Below are 19,444 nucleotides of genomic sequence, written 5' to 3' on the forward strand. Positions count from 1 at the left end.
GTTACTCTCCAGAAGTTTGTGGTGAAGTCGATTTGAAGTTGGGAGATGTCTGGTACTTGAAGGGTCCTGCATCTTCGGGTGTGCAAACAGGAGGGTGGCTAGGATCCTCTGTCTGCAGCGACTGGTTGAATGCGCCGGGAAGTGTTTCGGATGTCAATAGCGGTACATCGTTACTAAACTCGTAGGGTTTCGAAACATCGATAGGGCCTTCGATGTAGGGGATGCCTTGTGTTCCAGACGTGTTCACACCCGGCATGTCCGGGATGTTCAACGAATTCATGGCCTGTGACGAGTTCTCGCTCATCTGCTGATCGCCATCAGCGTAGTGGCCGACGGCTTCACGCGTAGCTTCCATGTTGATGCTTGCGCGATTGTAGCAATGGTCGACCTCGTTGAGGACAAAAAATTGAAGACAGCGCTCTACCATGATCGCACTAAAGGGGCTATGACTGAGCGCGCTTGCTGCAGCTTGGGTGGTTTCTTCAGTGAAACTCTTAACGTGCTCCATCTCGCTCATTTGCCACTCGGCATATTCAATGGAAGAGTCAACTTCACTAAATAGGATATTTAACTTCATGATTATTTACCTCTATTGAGCAGGCGCTCTCTAGATCTAACGGCGTGCTTCTTCCTCTGCAGTACCGGGCTTCTTTTGATGGCGCCATTGAATGGTGCAGGACATGAATAGTGACCGCCGATTTTCCAGCTGATTGCAAAGGGTTTAGTGGAGGTGCCGGGGCTGGCGTCGGCTGGCTGTATGGCTGGTGTTGTTTTGAGACAGAGGCTTGGCGCTGGGGCTTGCCCTGTATTAGGGAGGGGGTGGGGCCCGGCCGCCTGTGTTGGTGGCCGGGCCGTTTGTGTGGTGTGGGTGTTAGCCGATGTTGGCGACGGCGTTGGCGGCGCGTTGTTGGGCGCTGGTGGCGGTTTCGTCGTTTTTGCTCATGGTGGTTTTGACGAGGTCGATGATGCCGCGGACCTCGTTGGAGGCGCGGTGCCAGCGCTGTTCGACGTGGCGGTATTCTTCGGAGACGCCGTCGGCCTGGAAGTCGCTCATGGCGGCGTTGACCTGCTGGTCGCGCATGGAGATGAGGCCTTCGAGGCGGCCGATGATGCCGGCGAGGTCGCCCTGGACGGACTGGGAAACGCCGGTGTCGAACGAGATGCGGTCGGTGGTGGGCATGAGGTGTCCTCTCTAAAGCGTGTGTGGTGGCTTTTGTGGTGTGTGGGTTCAGCTCTGGCCGGAGAAGCGTGCGCCGTCGAAGTTGGCCGAGCCCTGTGCGGAGGTGGCGTTGTCCATCGACTCCTGGTCGCCGGTCTGGAAGGCGGTGTCCATGCCGCCCTGGCCTTCGAGGATGCGGCCGAGGGAGACGTTGAGGTCGTGGCTGATTTCGTCGGTGCGGGCCTTGAACTGGTCGAAGGCGGCGCGGCCGGCGCCGTTGAACTTGCCTTCGAGGGGCTCCACCGAGGCAACGAGCTGCTTGACGAGCGAGCCGAGGTCGTCGTTAGCGCCGGAGGTGTTGGTGGTGAGGGTGGAGAGGGTCTGGTTGCCCATATCGAACTTCATGAGTGCACTCCCTTGCAAAAGTGTTGTGAGGAGTGTGAACCACGGCGTCAGAGCGCGTGCGGTTCCCACGCTTCCCCTTGTGCTGTCCGGGACACACGTCCCGTTATCTGACCGTTATAGAAAAACACAACCGTCACGGGCGGGCACCGAAATACACAAACGTTCTCGTCATGTTTCCGTGATGTTCATCTTGGGGGTTGTCAAGGGGATCGAGGTTGACTGCTCCTCGAGGGGCTATTGCGACGTTTCGTCTATTTTGCCCAGTGGCGATATTGCGGTCCAGAACTACTTGCGCAGTGGACTTGGGTTGTGTTTCTGGTAGGAATGCCATGTCCGCGATAGTGGTTGCGTCTGCGCTGTTTGCATGGGAATGAGCAGTGGGCGGTCGACACTACAAGGCGGCCCCATCCCATGCGGAAAAAGCTTCCACATAAGATGGGGCCGTACCGATTATGCCGGATATTACCGCGCGAGTGGGTTACTTAGCCAGGGCTGCGAGGATCTCCTCGAGGTCTTGGAGGTGAAGGTCGCCCGTGAAATCCTTCTCGCGAAGGACTTTCAGTAGCTCTGGATTCGCCTCAATAGCATGCTCAAGTAGGTCGCTTACCTTGTCCGATGAAACATTCCAGCCTTGGTGGAGAGTCTCTGAGATCGCGGCTTTGTCGACCCCTGCAGCGATCGAGAATCTGTCGGCGGCTCGGTTTTCGAGGTGATGGAGATTCTCGAGCACAGTGTCCTCAGGGCCGCTAACGGGTCGCGCTGTTTCTAAGTTACTTGATGTATCCGACACTGGTGCAGGAGTTGGTTGTGCAGACTCCTGGCTAGTGTCCATCGTTTCTGGGGTCAATATCGGCAGGTTCGCAGGATTCGTAGTCGCATCCGGCACCGTAGGCTCAGCTGAGACTTCAGCTATTTCTGCAGGACTTTCTATGGGTTGTGTGTAGCCCCCGGTCTGAGGCAAAGCTGCCTGTGGTTGTACGGCCGGAGGCGCCGGTGGGACGTTGTATACCTTCAGACTCGGTTTGGGTGAGGGCGGTCCGATTATTGGAGAGCTTCCCGGTGCCGAATGAGAAGTGCCGGAAGTTACTCCAGTGCTGCTGACCCCATCTGCTGTTTGGTCACTGCCGGGCGTAGTGACGTTGGGATCTTCTGGAGGTGCAATGGGCGTCCGCGGATTTTCCTCGCGCCAATCAGCAACTGCTTCGTTGTAGGCGCCGATAAGGCCCTGATCCAGCGCCTCTTGGGGGACGTCTGTACCTAACTTCTTACCGACTCTCTTAGTTGAATCGCTAAAGCCGTCGGAACCGACCTTGAAATTCTTATACGCAAGTTTTCCGCCCTTTTCGATGACGACTTTTCCGCCTCCCGTGAAGGCTGTGGGTGCAAGCTCCCCGACGGTGCGTGCGGGGTCGTGGGCGATGGTGACGGCGCCCCCCGTCAGCCAGGCGGCTGTATGGCGGACGACCGAAGGTTGGACTTCCGGGTCGGGGTTTATAAAGTCAAGGTAATTTCGCCAAACACCACGTCCGAGGGCATTGATGCCTCCACCGAAAAAGAACCGCTTCTGATTTTGGTACGGCCTTACAATCAACTCTTCAAGTGGAATAGCGGCCGCCCTGAAGAAGAACTCCGTTCCATTCTTGGAGTATTTGAGTGCGTCGATAAGCTTAAGCTTTCGGTTTCTCCATTGTAGTTTCAGAATTCCGAAAACGGCATCGGAGAGTCCGTCGAAGAAGCTTCCGTTAACATACTTCCCGAATGCTGACGACACTGTGTGCGGGCCGAAGCTAGCCGCAGTGAATTTGGCGGCGAGTGCGCGGTCGGCCGTTTGGACTCGCATCAGGAACAGGCTGACAGCTAGTTCGGCGGCAGCGATAGCTTGGTGAGCGGCAGCCAGTTGCCGTTCCTTTTCAGGGTTGGGTACTTGTTGAGGCTCGCCTTCGCCGGAAGGATTCTCCTCGGGGACGGTATCGGGCAGCTGTTCGGCCGCTTCAAGTGCGGCGATTGCGGACTCTATTTGAGCTTCTAGCTTAGATTTTTCATCAGTAAGCTTTTCTAATTCGTCTGCGTACGCCCGCAAATCAGCCGCGCGCTGGGTGTTCCGATCGTAAATTTCTTCCGCGATCTGAATGGGGTTGACCATGGCCACCTGCACCAAGGAGCTTTCGGGCGACATCCAAACAGGGTCCATGGTGGCCCACACCATTCCCGCTTCACCGACAATAGATTTGGTGTCTTGAGCAATGTTGTCTAGTGCGTCGGCGAGCGAATCAACCTCAGTTGGGTTGTCTAGATCTGGGAGGTCTGCAACGGATACCATTTTATGCTCCTGGTGAGTCGATCTCGGGCACAGATGCCAAGGCGGTCTGGGAATTGCTCGCGGCTTGTGCATCGCCCTCAAGGTAGGACCGGCAAGCATCGTCGGTGCAAAGGATGTTGTGCTGAGCTAAATCATGACAACCGTCTACCCCGAACTTCACCAATACTTCGAGGTAGTGCTGGACTGCGGAAGAAGCAGCCGGACTATGCGTCAGTGCGCTGCCGGCGTCCGATATTGCGGAGTCGGTAGCGCCTGAAACCGCCTCAAGTTGGTCGACCGTTTGGCGGGCTTTGCCGATGATGATTCCGACGGCGTTAGGTTGAATGTCGTACTGCAATTGCTTCCCCTTAATTGCGGATATGAGACGGCTGTATTGGAGGTGCTCGATCTGTCTTGTCTCATGGGTCCCGGGCGTGTATCTGACGCGTGAGGGGTGTGAGCTCAGCGTCGGTGTGGTGAGCCCCTCAAGACGCCACGGTGCTATGACGTGGGATAGCAGGTCCGCAACTGTGCGCTGGTGCTGGTCCGGTGTTAAATCTTGCGCCCGTCAGTGTGACGGGTTCATGTAAGTTCAGTTCGCAGTGGTACGGGCCCGGCCGCCTGTGTTGGTGGCCGGGCCGTTTGTGTGGTGTGGGTGTTAGCCGATGTTGGCGACGGCGCTGGCGGCGCGTTGTTGGGCGCTGGTGGCGGTTTCGTCGTTTTTGCTCATGGTGGTTTTGACGAGGTCGATGATGCCGCGGACCTCGTTGGAGGCGCGGTGCCAGCGCTGTTCGACGTGGCGGTATTCTTCGGAGACGCCGTCGGCCTGGAAGTCGCTCATGGCGGCGTTGACCTGCTGGTCGCGCATGGAGATGAGGCCTTCGAGGCGGCCGATGATGCCGGCGAGGTCGCCCTGGACGGACTGGGAAACGCCGGTGTCGAACGAGATGCGGTCGGTGGTGGGCATGAGGTGTCCTCTCTAAAGCGTGTGTGGTGGCTTTTGTGGTGTGTGGGTTCAGCTCTGGCCGGAGAAGCGTGCGCCGTCGAAGTTGGCCGAGCCCTGTGCGGAGGTGGCGTTGTCCATCGACTCCTGGTCGCCGGTCTGGAAGGCGGTGTCCATGCCGCCCTGGCCTTCGAGGATGCGGCCGAGGGAGACGTTGAGGTCGTGGCTGATTTCGTCGGTGCGGGCCTTGAACTGGTCGAAGGCGGCGCGGCCGGCGCCGTTGAACTTGCCTTCGAGGGGCTCCACCGAGGCAACGAGCTGCTTGACGAGCGAGCCGAGGTCGTCGTTAGCGCCGGAGGTGTTGGTGGTGAGGGTGGAGAGGGTCTGGTTGCCCATATCGAACTTCATGAGTGCACTCCCTTGCAAAAGTGTTGTGAGGAGTGTGAACCACGGCGTCAGAGCGCGTGCGGTTCCCACGCTTCCCCTTGTGCTGTCCGGGACACACGTCCCGTTATCTGACCGTTATAGAAAAACACAACCGTCACGGGATCTGTTCGGAGTCTTTCTAAAGTTTCCGTTATGTTTCCGTGATGTTCACGCAAGTGGCCGTTGTCAGCGAATGTGTGCACAATGGCATTCGTATATTACTGCCACCACGCTCAGCAGGGGGTTTGAACTGCGTGTACACCTATGACGACCAGCTTCTCGATGCCGTTAAAGTGCGCCGCAAACGGCTCGCACAGGCGCTCTTGCATAGGTCGGAGAGGCTGCGTCGCACGTGGACAGACGGTCTTGGCAACATGCTGGGCAGTATTTTTCTTGCGGTGCTTGCCTGTGCAGTGTGCGTTGCAGTCTCGTTTGTGATGCACCTGCTCGCGACCGACACGACCTTTAAACGAAATCCTATGCAAGGCACGTCCGTAACGACCCCCGCTAACGCCACGCCTACGCCGGACGAAAAACCGGCCTCATCCGGAGAGGACGATCGATGACTACGAGTCCCTTTGTTCGCTTAACGATCCGCGGAAATGAGCGTGCCGCAGACGTCGTGATCCCGGGTTCGCTCACGCCTTCTGACGTGATCCCCGAGTTCATGGAACTCGTAGGAGAAACGACGACGATTTCAAGTCTTGGACTTTTCACGGTGCTTGGCGAACGCCTAGATCCGACGATCCCCGTGGGTGAGCAGGATCTGCTCGACGGTCAAGTCGTTCAAGTTCTCCCGCTTGCTGATGCGCCACTCGAGCCCGTCGTCCACGACGTGGTTGATCGCCTTACGTCGACCGACGTGAGCGGTCTCTGGAGCGACAAGACCCGCCCGTGGGTTCTCGGCATTCTCTCCACGGCCCTCCTCCTTCTCTCCCTCTGGTTCATCCCAGGTGCTTTCTCCCGCCCGTGGTGGCCCGTCTCCGGTATGTTTACGTTGACGATCGTCGCGGCGGCCCTTCAGGTCCGCACGCTCGCGTGGCCGCTTTTCGCCGGTTCGCTTCTGCTTACGGTCCTCGGCGGCCTCAACTTCGAGTTTGGGGGCAAGGAGAGCGCGATCTGGTGGCTCAGCGCGTTCGCCTCAACGCTTGCGGTATTCGGGGTTCTCCGCCGACGCTTCCGGGCGCTGTGGACTGCTCTGCTCACTCTCGCTGCTGGCGTTGGCATTTTCGTCGCGGCGACCTCTCTCGGCGCGACGGTTGAACAGGCCGGTGCGATCGTCGCCGTTGTCGCGCTCGCAGCGCTCGGTCTCGTGCCGCGCTTCGCGATGCAGGGCGCAGGCCTTTACACGGTGCAGGATTCTCTCGCGGAAGAGGGCGACGTGAAAGCGAAGCGCGTCGATGTCGCTATTTCCGAGGCGTACGAGACGCTCACGATGGCGGTCGGCGTCCTCGCCGTGATTCTCGCGATCTCTCTTGGGCTTGCGTCGGCGCTCGTCGTCGAGAACACCTTCGCCGCGATTACCGTGGCAGCCGTCGCCATCACCATGGTGTTCCGTACTCGCCACTTCCCCTTCGCCCTCCACCGGGCATCGCTCTGGGGCGCCGCGATCGTGACAGGCGTGTGCTGCGCGCAAGCGATTGTCGCCTCGAACCCCGACCTTTCGGTCTGGCTCGGTGTGGGCGCCATCGTGATCGCCGTTGCCATTTATACGATTCCGCGCTTTGCCTTCCGCAGCTCCGTGAACTCGGCGCTCGGCCGTCGAATCGCGGGCGTCGTTGAACGTATTTGCACGCTCGCGACCGTGCCCGCGCTCGTGGGAATTTTCGGTGTGTATAGCGAACTGTTGAGGACTTTCCAGTGAACCAAAAAGACCGCGCTCTCAAGATCAGCAAACGTAAGGGTGAAGGCGGCGCACGCCGCGCGCTTCGACGTGTCACCGGTTGGATCGGTAACGACGAAACCCCCACCCGTATCGCCCAGGCGCAGCGCGATGAGCAGCTGCCCATCACGACGGGCCGTCGTGTCGTCTTCCTCGGTGCCCACGGCGGTGCGGGCGTGACCTCGCTGCTCGTCGCGTGCGCCGGTTACCTCGCGCAAGCGCGCGGTGGTTCCGTGACGGTTGCCGGGCTCCGCTCGACGAGTGACCTTGCGTGGTTCCTCGGCGACAACCACCATCAGCGTGGAGTGCGCCTTCACGACACTCCGCTTGTGAATGCCCGTGAATCGATTGGTGAAATTTCGCGCGCTCAGCAGGTGCTTCTCGTGGACTGCGATTCGCACGTGACCGACGAAGAGCTCTCGATGCTCATGCCTCACGTGATTGTCATCGTGGGACGCCGTACCGTTCAGGGCATTGAAAAAGTGGAGAACATCCGCGAAGCTCTCGGCGACAAGCACGGTGCGACGATCCGCCTACTTCGCGAAACGCCCGAGAGCGGCCTCGGCAAGCCGCGCGGCGGTATTCAGCTCGGCGACCTCGTAGTCATTCCGCAGGACCAGCACCTCGCGGGTGATTCCCACGTGCGCGTCGAAAACATTTCCGAACCCTCGCGCGTCGCACTTGAGGAGCTTGGCGCGCTCATGATGCAGCTGGCGGTTAGTCGTTGAGTACCCGAATCGTTCATCGCCCCGCCCGTACATCGCCCTCTGCCCCGGGCGTAGCTCGCCACGAAATTGAACTTCCGCCGGCGTTGCCCGAAAATGACGGCACGGCAAACTTCCTCATGCTCATCCCCATGCTCGGTGCCGCTACGAGTATGACCCTCATGATGCTGTTCAGGGGTTCCGCGCTCGCCGCCATCGGCGCCCTCATGATGATCGTGACCGTCATCGCGTTCATCATCATGTTCATGAGCAATCGTGGTCGGTCAGTCAGGCGTCGGCAATCCCTTCGCGATCGGTACCTGACCTACCTAGACCGCCAGTCTAGTGAGTTGTACGAAGCCGAACAGGAACGAGCTCGGCTTGCGCGCACCGCCGAACCTCACCCTGGTGCGCTCCTGAGCCTCGTACGCTCCACGTCGCGCCTCTGGGAGCGTCGTCGTGATGACCAGGACTTCATGAGGCTCCGTCTTGGCATCGGCTTTGCTCCTTCCGTGGAGTTCGAGCGCGTAGGCGAGGACAACGCCATGAGTTTGGACGATGAGTTCATGTCAAGCGAGCTCGACCGCGTTGAAGAGCGCTTTTCCACGATGCCCGACGCACCCGTGACGGTGCCCTTCGACTCCGTGGGCAACGTGAGTATCGTCGGCGACCAGCCTTTCTGCCGCCGGATCGCTGTACTCCTCACTTCGCATGCGGCTGCGCTTTCCTCGCCTGAAGATATCGAAATGGCCCTCACCTATCCCGAGGGAAAGACGGGGGACTATTGGAAGTGGATGACGTGGCTTCCGCACATGGCGGACCAGGATCGCGCAACGCATCTTGGGCCGATCCGCCGCATAGCAAAAGACGAGGAACAACTCGCGGAAGTACTCCGCCCCGAGCTGCACCGTCGTCTTACCGCTGCGGCGCAAGTTCGTCGTAATCGTGGCGGCGGGGATATCTCGAGCACCATGGCCCGCATGTGGGTCGTTTCTGATCATCACGGTGAAGATGCAATTGACCTGCCCCTCGGCGACCGAGAAGTCCGCCCTTCCGATGTTGGCGTCACGATGCTTCACCTCCTCGCCAGCCGCGAGCACGAACCGGACGACATTACGCTGCGCATCAGCCCCTCGTCGGTCAAGGCCGACGAGGCGATCATTGAACGCTACGAGAAGCGCGATAAAGAACCGGAGCGCATCAACGTGAAGCTCGATGAGTTCACGCACGAGGAGGCGCAGGCACTCGCGCGCTACCTTTCGGGCGTGCGCCTTGCACCAGACTCTCTCGAACACGATGAAGCGCAACAGGCTATGCGAGCGTCGGACCTGCTCGGTGTTGAGGATCTTACGAATATCAACCTTGAGGAGGCGTGGGCGCCCCGCCCCCGCTCGAGCTTCCTGCGCGTCCAAATCGGTACCGATGATCAAGGCGCACCCGTCATGCTCGATCTCAAGGAGTCAGCGCAGTACGGCATGGGCCCTCACGGCCTCGCAATCGGTGCGACTGGTTCGGGTAAATCAGAACTTCTTCGTACTCTCGTTCTCGGTCTCGTTGCCGGGCATTCGCCCTCCGACGTCAACATGGTTCTCGTCGATTACAAGGGCGGTGCGGCCTTCGCACCGTTCGAGAATCTTCCGCACGTCGCGGGCGTCATCACGAACCTCGGTGACGACGCGAACCTTGTGGAGAGGGTCTACGCGAGCCTTGAGGGTGAAGTGAAGCGCCGCCAGCAGCTTCTCAAGGATGCCGGTAGCCTCTCGGACATCACGACCTACCGGCGCCGGCAGGCTGCCGAAGGCGGCGAGAACATGGAGCCGCTCCCGCACCTCCTCGTAATTATCGACGAGTTCGGTGAGCTCCTCACGGCCCGTCCCGACTTCATCGACCTGTTCCTGTCGATTGGCCGTATCGGTCGTTCGATCGGTGTGCACTTGCTTCTTTCGAGCCAGCGAATTGAGGGCGGTAAGCTTCGCGGTCTTGACACCTACCTGTCGTATCGCATCGGTCTGCGCACGCTGTCCGCGGCGGAGTCGCGCACGGTTATTGATACGGTCGACGCGTTCTCGCTTCCGCCGCTTCCCGGATACGGCTACCTCAAGGTCGACACGACGACCTACACAAAGTTCCGCGCAGGGTACGTTTCCGGTCTTCTGCCGAAGAATGAAGAGGACATTGAGGTTGAGAACCTCCCACACGTGTCTCTGATCGACGAGTTTGCGGTGCTGGATCGCGAAGAGCAAGCTGACAAGCAGGCAACTCCTGGCGGTGCTGACGACGAGGACGAAGAGGGCGATACAGTACTCTCGACCGTCGTCGCCCAGCTTGAGAAGCGGCCGCGTGTGACACGCCCGATCTGGCTTGACCCCCTTGAGCACGTTCTCACGCTGGATCAGGCAGCCGGCAAGCCCATGGCGACCCGTCGTGGACTTCGCATCACGAAGGACAAGCTCCTACGGATTCCGATTGGCATGATCGACGATCCGGCGCACCAGTGGCAGGGCAAGCTCAACCTTGATCTCGCGGGCCCCGGTGGTCACGTGTTTGTTGTAGGTGCGCCCCGCTCGGGTAAGACAACGGTGCTTCAAACGATCGCAGCGTCGCTTGCCCTTACGCATCCTTCGGCCGAAGCAATCGTGTATGGCGTCGACCTGCTCGGTTCGGGCCTCATGTCGATTGAGAAGCTTCCGAACGTGGCGGGCGTCGCGACACGCCAACGCCGCGAAGCAGTGCGTCGCACGATTGAAGAAGTGCAGTCCGCAATGCAGGCTCGCGAAATGCTCCTGCATCAAAGTCAAATGCCCGATCTCGAAACGGTGCGGCGTTTGGCCGGCAATGAAGTCGACTCGAAGCTCATGAGCGAAATTGTGCTTCTTGTGGATGGTTTCGGTCAGTTCAACGAGGAGTTCAACGACCTCGAAGAGAACATCAAGGACATTGTGCGCCGTGGCGCTGGTCTTGGCGTTCACGTGGTCGCGACCGGTTCGCGCCTCAACGACGCTCGCCTGTCGATGCAAACCTACTTCGGTAATCGCCTCGAGCTTCGACTCACCGACCCCGGTGAGTCGAGCGTCGCCCGCAAGCTTTCGGCAACGATTTCGGCTGATCGACCCGGCCAGTGCCTCACGTCGGACGGGTTGTTCGGGCAAATCGCACTTCCGCGAATCGATTCGAATCCCGACCGTGGATCGACATCTGAGGGGCTGTCAGCCCTTGTGAAGGCCGTTTCGGAAGCGACGACGGATCGTGCGCCGAAGGTTCGACTGCTGCCGCAGGTAGTCACACCCGACATGGTCGAGAAGGCCGAGTCTAAGAACCTCATCCCCATCGGCCTGTACGAGACCCAGCTCAATACCGCGCAGCTCGACGTGTCCGGCACGGACTGGAACGTTGTCGCGATTGGCGCCAACAAGACTGGTCGCACAAGCATGCTCAAGTACCTCGCGCGCGAAATGATGAAGCGGTGGAGCCCGGAAGAGTTGGTGTTTGCCGTGTTCGACCCGCGTCGTGGCCTGAGCGACCTGATTCCGGAGCCCTATCTTGGCGGGTATGCGTCCTCAGCGACGCTCGCCGAGAAGCTTGTTAAGGCGATCATTCCTGAACTCCAAAAGCGTGTTCCGGGCACGGCTGAGTCGGAGGAGAACAACGATAGTCAGCCACGTATCGTACTTCTTATCGACGACTATGACGTTTTGACCGCGGGCAACATGAGTCCGCTTCAGGCGCTTCAGCCGTTCCTGGCAATGGGACCGGAAATCAACCTCTCGGCGATCATTGCTCGTCGTGTTGCGGGTGCCTCGCGCGGATTGTTCGAACCCGTTTTCAACACGGTACGCGAGAGTGGAGCGACGGGCTTCATGTTTTCCGGCGACCGGACCGAGGGTCTGCTTCTCGGCGGCGAGCGTGCTCGTAAGCTCCCGACGGGTCGTGCACGCATGTTTCGTACGGGACAGCCCGGTGAAACGGTGCAGCTCGTTTGTGACGAGCCTGACGAGGACCTGCAGGAAGCGCGGGACTTCGAACGTTCGACTCACCGCACGGGTGGTGGCAGCGCCGCGAGCGGTTCTGCACCTTTGAACGCGTCCACCCCGCCCCATCACGGAAGGCACTGACTATGGATCAGCAAGCGATAATTCGCCTGCATAGTTCGCGCGAATGGACGGCAGAAGCTCTTGCCGACGTCGTGAGCGCTGTGTTCACTCCCGAGCACGAACTGTGGTCGACTGATGGCGACGCCATCGCTATCACTGATGCCTCATGCTCGACGCCGCCGATCTGGTTTATTGAGGAAGCCCTCACGGCTGCCCCCTACTATGCAGCTGAGATCGTGGGGCCGCGGGCTGAGACGATTGCGTTTGCCAAGGCGTGCGCGCGTGAGTTCGCCGCGACGGCGACGGACGTGAGTATCGACCAGCAGCTCGTCGACGATCCCGGATGGGCTGCAAGAAGGCCCCGTGAGGAACTGAAGCGGGGTGCATTCTATGAAGATGGCTCGCCTCTCGTGCCACGTATCGTGGATATGCCCGTTGCCGTTCTTGATTTTGGCCCATGGATTTCTTCGCTCATTAAGAGCGCGAAAGAAGAGTCGCATTCACTTGTTATCCGCACGCCGGAATCGACGACGATCACGCCGTACATGCGGCGCTTGTTCTATACGTTCCAAGTTGTGTGGATCCGTGAAACCGCAAACGGTCCAGTTGAGGCGCTTACCGGTCTCCCGTTCTCGTGGAGTGACGAAGGCCTACTCGGCGAGCCCGAGGATGACCGCGAACGGGCCCAGGTGGCGTTTTCGAACCTTATTATCCGTTTGCAAATTCTCCATCCCCTCGATGACACGGGAACGGTGAGCGAAGCGACTGAGCGCTTGCTCGCCGCAACCGTCGGACTCCCAAACGTGACCGTAGGTCGGACTGAGATCTCCCGAGTTCCATGGGACCGCGAGTTGGTCGTAAAGATGTCGGCTGAGGCTTCTCCCGAGCCGTTCCTGTGGTGCGTAGACGGAGGTCCGATGCACGGCACTCTCGATATTCTGCCGTCCAATCAGGGTGTCCTTGAGGACCTCACGATTGAGTTGCCGAAGGGACGAACCCCTGTGAGTGAATCCGACGCGCGCGCGCTGTGGGACATGGTCAAGGAGTATCTGCCGCTCGGGTTCATCATTGCCGAAGGAGGCGAGACCAGCACGGTTCTCGTACATGAATCTTCCGAGCATGCTGAAAAGGACGGTCTTGAGCCGTGGGACGGCGGCTACGGCTACCTTGGCTACCTCGGTGGGAGGCCCGCTGGGGAGAGCGCGGGGGAGGGGTCCGACGCTTCCTCGGCCTCCGATGAGGCTCAGGCTGAATAGTCGATACCCGAGCCCCGGAATCACCGGGCGTTCGGAGGAGATATAGAGAAGCGCCCGTCGGACCCCCTCCGCCGGGCGCTTCTCGTACCGCGGAAATCCCCTCACCGCGGCACCGCCTCACCCGCGCGACGATGTCAGCTGCGGGTGGCGATGGGAACGCCGACTGGCGGCGCGGGCGTGAGCCCTAGCTTGTGGAGTGAGGGGCGCGGCTGTGTCGCGTTGAGGCCAGTGAGGCCCGCGACACGAGCAACATCACGAATATATAACAGCCGCAGGTCAAGCGCCATCCAGAGACGGTGTTATGGAAAATTGGCCGCTGTGCGCTCGGCCACTATATTGCAGTCGACTCCGTGCCCCACACGTCTCGCGCCGCGACCCCTCAACCAGCACTCAGCACGGGGCCGTTAGTGAACGCGAATCTCGCCGTACACGCGCAGCGTTTGCGGGGTCCCATGGGAGGGGAGCACCTCGATGATCGACGCGTCGACCGCGACGGCGCCCGCGCCCTCGAGCCGTGCCACTTCGCGCTCGACGCCCGAAGAATCCACGACGGTGAGCAGGCAACCGTCGGAACCGAACTCCCGCACCCCTGCCGCGCCCGCGCTTGCGAGCACTTCCTCCGGGAAGCGAGACACGAGCAGATCGCCCTCCACGTGGAGCTCTCGCGGAAGCGTGAGGCAGCCCGCCCAGCCCTGAGCGTCGGTCTCCTCCTGCGTGCGTGAGGCGTTCTCCCACGACCACCCCCACAGGAGAACCCGGTCGCCATCGACATATGCTTGCGGCGCATAAAAGTCCGGGCCCTGATCCACGAGACCGTGAGCCGTCACGTTGTGAAAGCGCAGGCCGCACGGCGTATCGCCGTCAAACTGCACCTCGAGCGAGCCGAGCGCGTAACCGGAACCTTGAAGAACGGGCTTGCCCTCCGCCTCATTTTCGCCGTGCCACAGCCCTACGATGAGCACCCAGTGCCCATCGACGCACACGAGCTGCGGGCACTCCCACAGCGTTGAACGGGTCATATCCCGAAGGCCCGGGTCGGCACTCGAGGCGACCTCACCGAGGTACACCCAGTTTTCGAGATCGTCAGCAAGCCAGGCGAGAAGCACGGCATCGTGCGAACCATCCTCGCGTTCGATCCCCGCGCCCTGGAGCACGAAACGGTGACCCTCGGCTTCGAGAACGAACGGGTCGCGAATGCCGGTGAGGCCCTCGATGTCGGGTGTGGGGGCGGCAACGGTGAAGCGGTCAAAGATTGACTCGTCCGAATTGCCGCGCGCAACGATCGCACTCGCGAACTGAGGATTTGCCTCCTCAACACCCGAATACACAAGCGTCGGAGTACCACCCTCCCTCGTGCCCGGGCCGTGATCCACGAGCCCCACGCCGCTCCAACAACCAGCCGAATCCGCCTCACCCTCGCGCGGAACAAGCGCCGCGGGACGCTCCTCCCAGTGCACGAGATCGTGCGAGACCACGTGACCCCAGTGAATGCGGTCGTGCCGTGCCGAATGCGGATTCCACTGGAAATACACGTGCCACGTGTCGCCATTCTTGTGAATCCCGTTCGGGTCATTTATCCACCCGCGAGTGTGGACACGGTGGCGGTGCGGGAAGAACGAGGTGGGTTCCGACGCTTGCTGGGCCGTCATCGACGGTCTCCTTTCGAGAGGTGGCTGGCTTGCTGGGGCGGGAATCGACTACTTCGAGACGCCCGCCGTGAGGCCCTCTTGGAGGGCTCTTTGGCCGAAGAAGAACACGACAACCGCGGGAATCATCGAGAGAATCACGCCGGCGAGCACGATCGAGATGGAGCCGGTGCCGAGGTTACCTTGAAGCGTGACGAGGCCTAGCGGGAGCGTGTAGTTCTGTTCGCTCAGCATGAAGATGAGCGGACGGAAGAACTCGTTCCAGTGAAAGTTGAACGCGAGAACGCCCACGATAGCCATGCCCGGGACGGCGAGAGGCGCATAAATCGAGAAGAACGTGCGCCACGGTGAGGCCCCGTCCACTGCTGCCGCCTCGGCAAGGTCTGGCGGAAGGCCCATGAAGAACTGCCTCATGAGGAACGTTCCGAATGCGGTGGGAATCGCCGGCAGGATAAGCGCCCACAACGTATCCGAAAGGTTGAGGCCGCGAATGATCATGAACACGGGCACGATGGTGATCTGCACGGGCACCATCATCGTCGAGAGAATGATGCCGAACAGGAGGTTTTTGCCGCGGAACTTCATGCGAGCAAAGACGTAGCCAGCCATGGCGGCACTCAGCATTTGACCTAGCGCAATGATGCCCGTGACGAGCGCACTGTTGAGTACGAGCAGCGGCATTTTGAGCTGCTCGAACACCGCCCTGTAGCTTGAAAAATCGGGGTTGAGAGGGAAGAAGCTTGGCGGGTTCGAGAAAGACTCGGCTGCCGGCCGAAGAGATGTGGTGAACGTCCACCACACTGGGCCGAGAGTGAGGATCACGGCCACGGCGAGAATCACGTATTTCGCGATGGAAGCAAATTTGGACTGCATTGTTCTACTCCGATGCTGCGTGAGGCGTGATCACTGGTAGAAGACCAGGGCGCGCGAAAGACGGAACTGAATGAAGGTGACAAGCATGATCGCGAGCATCAAAACAAGACCGATCGCACTCGCGTACCCGAAGTCGAGTTGGCGGAAAGCAGTCTCGTAGATGACCATGACGACCGTGCGGGTTGAATCGCCAGGGCCGCCCTTCGTAAGGACGTAGGGCTGGTCGAAAATCTGCATTGCGGAGATCATCGCCATGACGGTTGCGACGAGGATCGTGGGGCTCACGAGAGGCAGGGTGATTGAACGGAATTGCTTCCAGCCCGTTGCCCCGTCGATCGAGGCTGCTTCGTACACGTCTCGCGGAATCGCAGCGAGTCCACCGATGAAGAGCAAGAAACTAAAGCCAAACTGCTGCCACACGTACACGGCGATCACCACGACCATCGCCCATTGGCCACTCGTGAGCCACGGGACGGCGGGAATATTGACGAGACTTAACAACCAGTTCACGACGCCGAACTGCTCGTTGAACAGGTATTTCATGAGAATCGAGACGCTCGCGGCCGAGAGGATAAGGGGGAAGAAGAATGTCGAACGGAGGATTCCGCGAAGCCAGCCGGGCATCTTCGATTGCACGAGTACCGCGAGCAGCATCGCGACGATGAGCTGCAATGCAACGGCGAACACCACGAAAATCGCAGTATTCACGAAGCTCACGCGCACGGTTTCATCGCCGAGGATGCGGCTGAAGTTCGTGAGCCCGACGAACTGGGGATCCGTGATGATGTCCCATCGGAAGAACGCGAGAACGAGCGAGCCGATGATGGGAAGAAGTGTGAAGACGCCGATGCCAATGAGAGTGGGCGCGAGGAAAAGCCAGGTGAGGAGCTTTGCGCCTTTCTGGTGAGTCATCAGTTCTCTCCTTCCGAATTTGAGGTGAGCGCGGCTTTGAGGTCGCGATCAAGATTCTTAAGGGCGCGCGTCACCCCATCGGCATTTCCACTGACGGCCACCGAGACGTTTTTAATAAGGGCGGTCTCAACGGCGGCTTGCTGGGGCGGAGCTGGGATGGGGCCTGAGGTTGGGAAGCGGTCGAGCGTGTTGTAAAAGCGCTCCCAGTGTGCGGGTCCGATCTTGCTGTAAAGGTTGTCGTTCACCATCGAGCGGCGAGTAGGAGTTGTTGCCGGGATGGGGAACTGGAGCTGCATAGCTTCCTTGGAGGCGGAATACTTGATCCACTCCCAGGCGAGGTCTTTCTTTTGAGAGGACTTCATGATCGCGTAGCCCGCCGCACCGAATTGATGGCGCTGGGTACGCCACTTCGGGAAGAATGCCACGTCGTACTGATCGGGACTCATCCCGCCTTCGTGGAGCCCCTGGACCCAGTAACCGCCTGCAGGTGTGGAGCCGATGCGACCCGAGGCAAAGAGACCTACGAGCGTGTTTCCGCCGCCTTCTTCGGGGCGCACCGCGAGGCGGTTGGCGATCATCTCGCGCATGAATTCGAAAGATTCGTGTACGCGCTCATCGAGGGCATTGGATTCCTTCCAGAGGTATCCGCCAGAGCGGTCTGTTTCCCCCGGGTAGAACGTCTCCCAGATTGTTTCTCCACCGTCGACACGTTCCTCGGTGAGAAAGCTTGTGTCGTTGACATAGAGCCACGGGACAATGCCGCCGAAGAGACGATTGGTCCAGAAATACGGGGTCGCATCGCCCTTCATTTCGGAGAGCATCGCGACATAGTCATCCTTGGTCCACTCATCGTCGGGCATCTCGAGCCCGTTTCGTTCGAGAACGTCGAGGTTGAGATACATGTTCGCGGCATTGAAGTCGAGGGGGAGCTGGTAGAGGCTGCCCTTATACATGAAGGCCTCGATGAGGCTCGGGTGGACGTCCGCGAAGTAGTCCTGCATCTCTTCGGCATCGCGTTCGATGTATTTGTCGAGGGGCTCGCCGAGACGATCCGCGAAAAGCTGGGCGCCTTCGGTGGCGACGTACACGACATCGGGGGCGACGCCCGCGGCCACCATGGTGAGGACCTTTGCGAAGAAGTCGCCCCAATCGGTTGCTTGGACTGCCATGACCCGGACCTTGGCTCCGGGGTGGTTTTCCATGAAGGCATCGGCGATTTTTTGTCGGCCTTCGGCATCCGAACTGTTGCCGATGATGAGGATTGTGAGTGCGTCGTCCCCGCGCCCTGGGATATCCATGGCTGAGAGCCGTGGCCATGTCGCAGCGAGGCCGGCGAGGCCCGCAAGCGCACCGCCGCCGAGAAGGGCGCGACGGCCGAAATTTGAGGATAGGGCCATGATTCCCCCTGTCTCTTCTTTGAGGGTTGAATGGGTGGATGTACGCGGGAAGCTCGAGTTCACGAAAGCTTTACACGTGTCTAAGTGGCTCCAGTATGCCTCCGGCTTTTACACGTGTCAAGGCTGCGGGGGTTTTCGCGGTTTCTGAGCTTATCGTCGCTAGGACAGGCCTTTCGGGCGTGCGACCGTTTGGCGCTCGACAAGCGGGCACGTGAAAACTGATCGATCAGGGACAACCGACTTCGGTTGTTCGATTTCGTCGATGAGCGCGCTCATGGCAGCTCGCCCCATCTCGATGTGCGGAAGAGCAATTGTGGTAAGCGGAGGGGTGAGGCGTTCCGCAAAATAATCCTCATCGTCAAAACCGATCACGCTCAAGTCGTGAGGAACATTGACGCCCGCGACGGCAGCAGCCTGCAAGAGTCCCGCTGCCACGCGATCGCGGATGCAGAAGATCCCCGTTGGTCGGCGATTAAAGGGTTCTGCGAGGACACGAGAACCCGCGCGAAAGCCATCGTCCAGCTCCCATCCCGCTGAGACAAACCGCGGTTTGATGCCGGCCTCACGGCACGCGTCGAAGAAACCCGCATCGCGTGCCCGCTTGGCGATGACGACGTCGTCGCCCGTGAACATGGCAATGCGTTCGTGGCCAACATCGATCAAACGCTGCGCGGCGCGGAAGCCGCCCTGGTAGTCATCGGGGCCAAACTCGGGGAAAAGGGTCGGCCCGGTCACGGTGACCGTCGGACCTTCCTCCTGCGTCAAGCGTTCCTCGGCCGTGAAATCCGGTGGTGGGGTGGAGCTCGCTGGCGCACAAGTGTTGAAGCAATTGAGGAGCGCGATCGGGATGGGTGCGGCCCCCGGTTCCACTCGAACGTGGACGGCGCCCATGGTCGCGATCATGAGTCCGTCGACTTCTCGCTCGAGGAGGGTGTGTATTGCGCTTTCTTGCGTGATGCCCTCGATCGAGCGATCCATGCTGAGCGTGAAATACCCGCGTTCGTGCGCGGCTTGGTTAGCGGCGCGCAACATGCGCCCAGCCCAGGGGGAGGTCATAATTTCGTCGGAAATAATCCCGATCGTACGCGTGTGCTTTTCACGCAGCGTGAGTGCCGCCCGTGAGCGCGTGTACTGGAGAGTTTTTGCTGCTTCGAGCACGCGCTTGCGCGTTTCCTCTGAAACCGTTCCTTCGGTGCGGTCGTTGAGCACCATGGACACGGTTGCGCGAGAAACTCCCGCGAGCGTGGCAACGTCTTGCGAGGTAGCGCGTTTACGCGGCGTGGGCATGGGCCTCCTTACTCGGTGCGGGCCGGGGACCGCTCTCGTACGAAACCGTGGGGGCATTGAATACAACGCGTGCGAGTCTATCTCTCCGACCCTCAGGGTCGAGAAAACCACCTGGGTAAGCCGTGAAATGGAGTACTGACGCAATTTTTTCACCCTGCAGGGCG

General features: G+C 60.0%; 16 protein-coding genes. 4 read left to right on the top strand and 12 right to left on the bottom strand.

What is annotated here, in order from left to right; all coding sequences use genetic code 11:
* Nucleotide 1 precedes the first annotated feature (1 nt).
* From DAD186_RS00460 to DAD186_RS00490, 7 genes are all read right to left on the bottom strand, one after another.
* Nucleotides 2–577 (bottom strand): DUF6507 family protein, encoded by a 576-nt coding sequence (locus tag DAD186_RS00460; protein ID WP_065247047.1) that lies wholly within the window; start codon nucleotides 575–577, stop codon nucleotides 2–4.
* A 294-nt stretch (nucleotides 578–871) separates the two neighbouring features.
* Nucleotides 872–1,180, bottom strand: coding sequence for a pore-forming ESAT-6 family protein (locus DAD186_RS00465; protein ID WP_065247048.1), 309 nt, complete (start codon nucleotides 1,178–1,180; stop codon nucleotides 872–874).
* Nucleotides 1,181–1,228: 48 nt separating this feature from the next.
* A complete protein-coding gene (locus DAD186_RS00470; protein WP_065248638.1) occupies nucleotides 1,229–1,564 on the bottom strand; it encodes a hypothetical protein in 336 nt (111 codons plus the stop codon).
* Nucleotides 1,565–2,042: 478 nt separating this feature from the next.
* Nucleotides 2,043–3,884 carry a hypothetical protein gene (locus DAD186_RS00475; protein WP_065247049.1) on the bottom strand — a complete coding sequence of 614 codons (1,842 nt, stop codon included), beginning with the start codon at nucleotides 3,882–3,884 and terminating at the stop codon, nucleotides 2,043–2,045.
* 1 nt (nucleotide 3,885) lies between these two features.
* Nucleotides 3,886–4,221: a DUF6507 family protein gene (locus DAD186_RS00480; protein WP_065247050.1), complete on the bottom strand. Its 336-nt coding sequence runs from the start codon at nucleotides 4,219–4,221 to the stop codon at nucleotides 3,886–3,888.
* A gap of 300 nt (nucleotides 4,222–4,521) precedes the next feature.
* Nucleotides 4,522–4,830, bottom strand: a complete 309-nt coding sequence (locus DAD186_RS00485; RefSeq protein ID WP_065247043.1) for a pore-forming ESAT-6 family protein — start codon at nucleotides 4,828–4,830, stop codon at nucleotides 4,522–4,524.
* A 48-nt stretch (nucleotides 4,831–4,878) separates the two neighbouring features.
* Nucleotides 4,879–5,214 carry a hypothetical protein gene (locus DAD186_RS00490; protein WP_065248638.1) on the bottom strand — a complete coding sequence of 112 codons (336 nt, stop codon included), beginning with the start codon at nucleotides 5,212–5,214 and terminating at the stop codon, nucleotides 4,879–4,881.
* Nucleotides 5,215–5,794: 580 nt separating this feature from the next.
* Here DAD186_RS00490 and DAD186_RS00495 point away from each other — a divergent pair.
* From DAD186_RS00495 to DAD186_RS00510, 4 genes are read left to right on the top strand one after another with little or no spacing between them, the layout of a single operon-like run.
* Nucleotides 5,795–7,096 carry a ubiquitin family protein gene (locus DAD186_RS00495; RefSeq protein WP_065247051.1) on the top strand — a complete coding sequence of 434 codons (1,302 nt, stop codon included), beginning with the start codon at nucleotides 5,795–5,797 and terminating at the stop codon, nucleotides 7,094–7,096.
* Nucleotides 7,093–7,842: a hypothetical protein gene (locus tag DAD186_RS00500; RefSeq protein WP_065247052.1), complete on the top strand. Its 750-nt coding sequence runs from the start codon at nucleotides 7,093–7,095 to the stop codon at nucleotides 7,840–7,842. Before DAD186_RS00495 ends, DAD186_RS00500 begins: the two co-directional genes overlap by 4 nt.
* Complete coding sequence (gene eccCa / locus DAD186_RS00505) at nucleotides 7,839–11,930, top strand: type VII secretion protein EccCa (protein ID WP_082991000.1); 4,092 nt, start codon at nucleotides 7,839–7,841, stop codon at nucleotides 11,928–11,930. Before DAD186_RS00500 ends, eccCa begins: the two co-directional genes overlap by 4 nt.
* Before the next feature lie 2 nt (nucleotides 11,931–11,932).
* A complete protein-coding gene (locus DAD186_RS00510; protein WP_065247053.1) occupies nucleotides 11,933–13,165 on the top strand; it encodes a DUF6177 family protein in 1,233 nt (410 codons plus the stop codon).
* Between the two features lie 404 nt (nucleotides 13,166–13,569).
* On the opposite strand, the gene DAD186_RS00515 is transcribed toward DAD186_RS00510, so the two are convergent.
* From DAD186_RS00515 to DAD186_RS00535, 5 genes are all read right to left on the bottom strand, one after another.
* Nucleotides 13,570–14,814: a glycoside hydrolase family 32 protein gene (locus DAD186_RS00515; protein ID WP_065247054.1), complete on the bottom strand. Its 1,245-nt coding sequence runs from the start codon at nucleotides 14,812–14,814 to the stop codon at nucleotides 13,570–13,572.
* 48 nt (nucleotides 14,815–14,862) lie between these two features.
* Nucleotides 14,863–15,684 carry a carbohydrate ABC transporter permease gene (locus DAD186_RS00520; protein ID WP_065247055.1) on the bottom strand — a complete coding sequence of 274 codons (822 nt, stop codon included), beginning with the start codon at nucleotides 15,682–15,684 and terminating at the stop codon, nucleotides 14,863–14,865.
* 30 nt (nucleotides 15,685–15,714) lie between these two features.
* Nucleotides 15,715–16,596: a carbohydrate ABC transporter permease gene (locus tag DAD186_RS00525; RefSeq protein ID WP_065247056.1), complete on the bottom strand. Its 882-nt coding sequence runs from the start codon at nucleotides 16,594–16,596 to the stop codon at nucleotides 15,715–15,717.
* Nucleotides 16,596–17,993 (bottom strand): extracellular solute-binding protein, encoded by a 1,398-nt coding sequence (locus tag DAD186_RS00530; protein WP_065247057.1) that lies wholly within the window; start codon nucleotides 17,991–17,993, stop codon nucleotides 16,596–16,598. Before DAD186_RS00530 ends, DAD186_RS00525 begins: the two co-directional genes overlap by 1 nt.
* A gap of 159 nt (nucleotides 17,994–18,152) precedes the next feature.
* Nucleotides 18,153–19,280, bottom strand: a complete 1,128-nt coding sequence (locus tag DAD186_RS00535; protein ID WP_065247058.1) for a LacI family DNA-binding transcriptional regulator — start codon at nucleotides 19,278–19,280, stop codon at nucleotides 18,153–18,155.
* Nucleotides 19,281–19,444 lie beyond the last annotated feature (164 nt).

The sequence above is a fragment of the Dermabacter vaginalis genome (assembly GCF_001678905.1).
Lineage (GTDB): Bacteria > Actinomycetota > Actinomycetes > Actinomycetales > Dermabacteraceae > Dermabacter > Dermabacter vaginalis.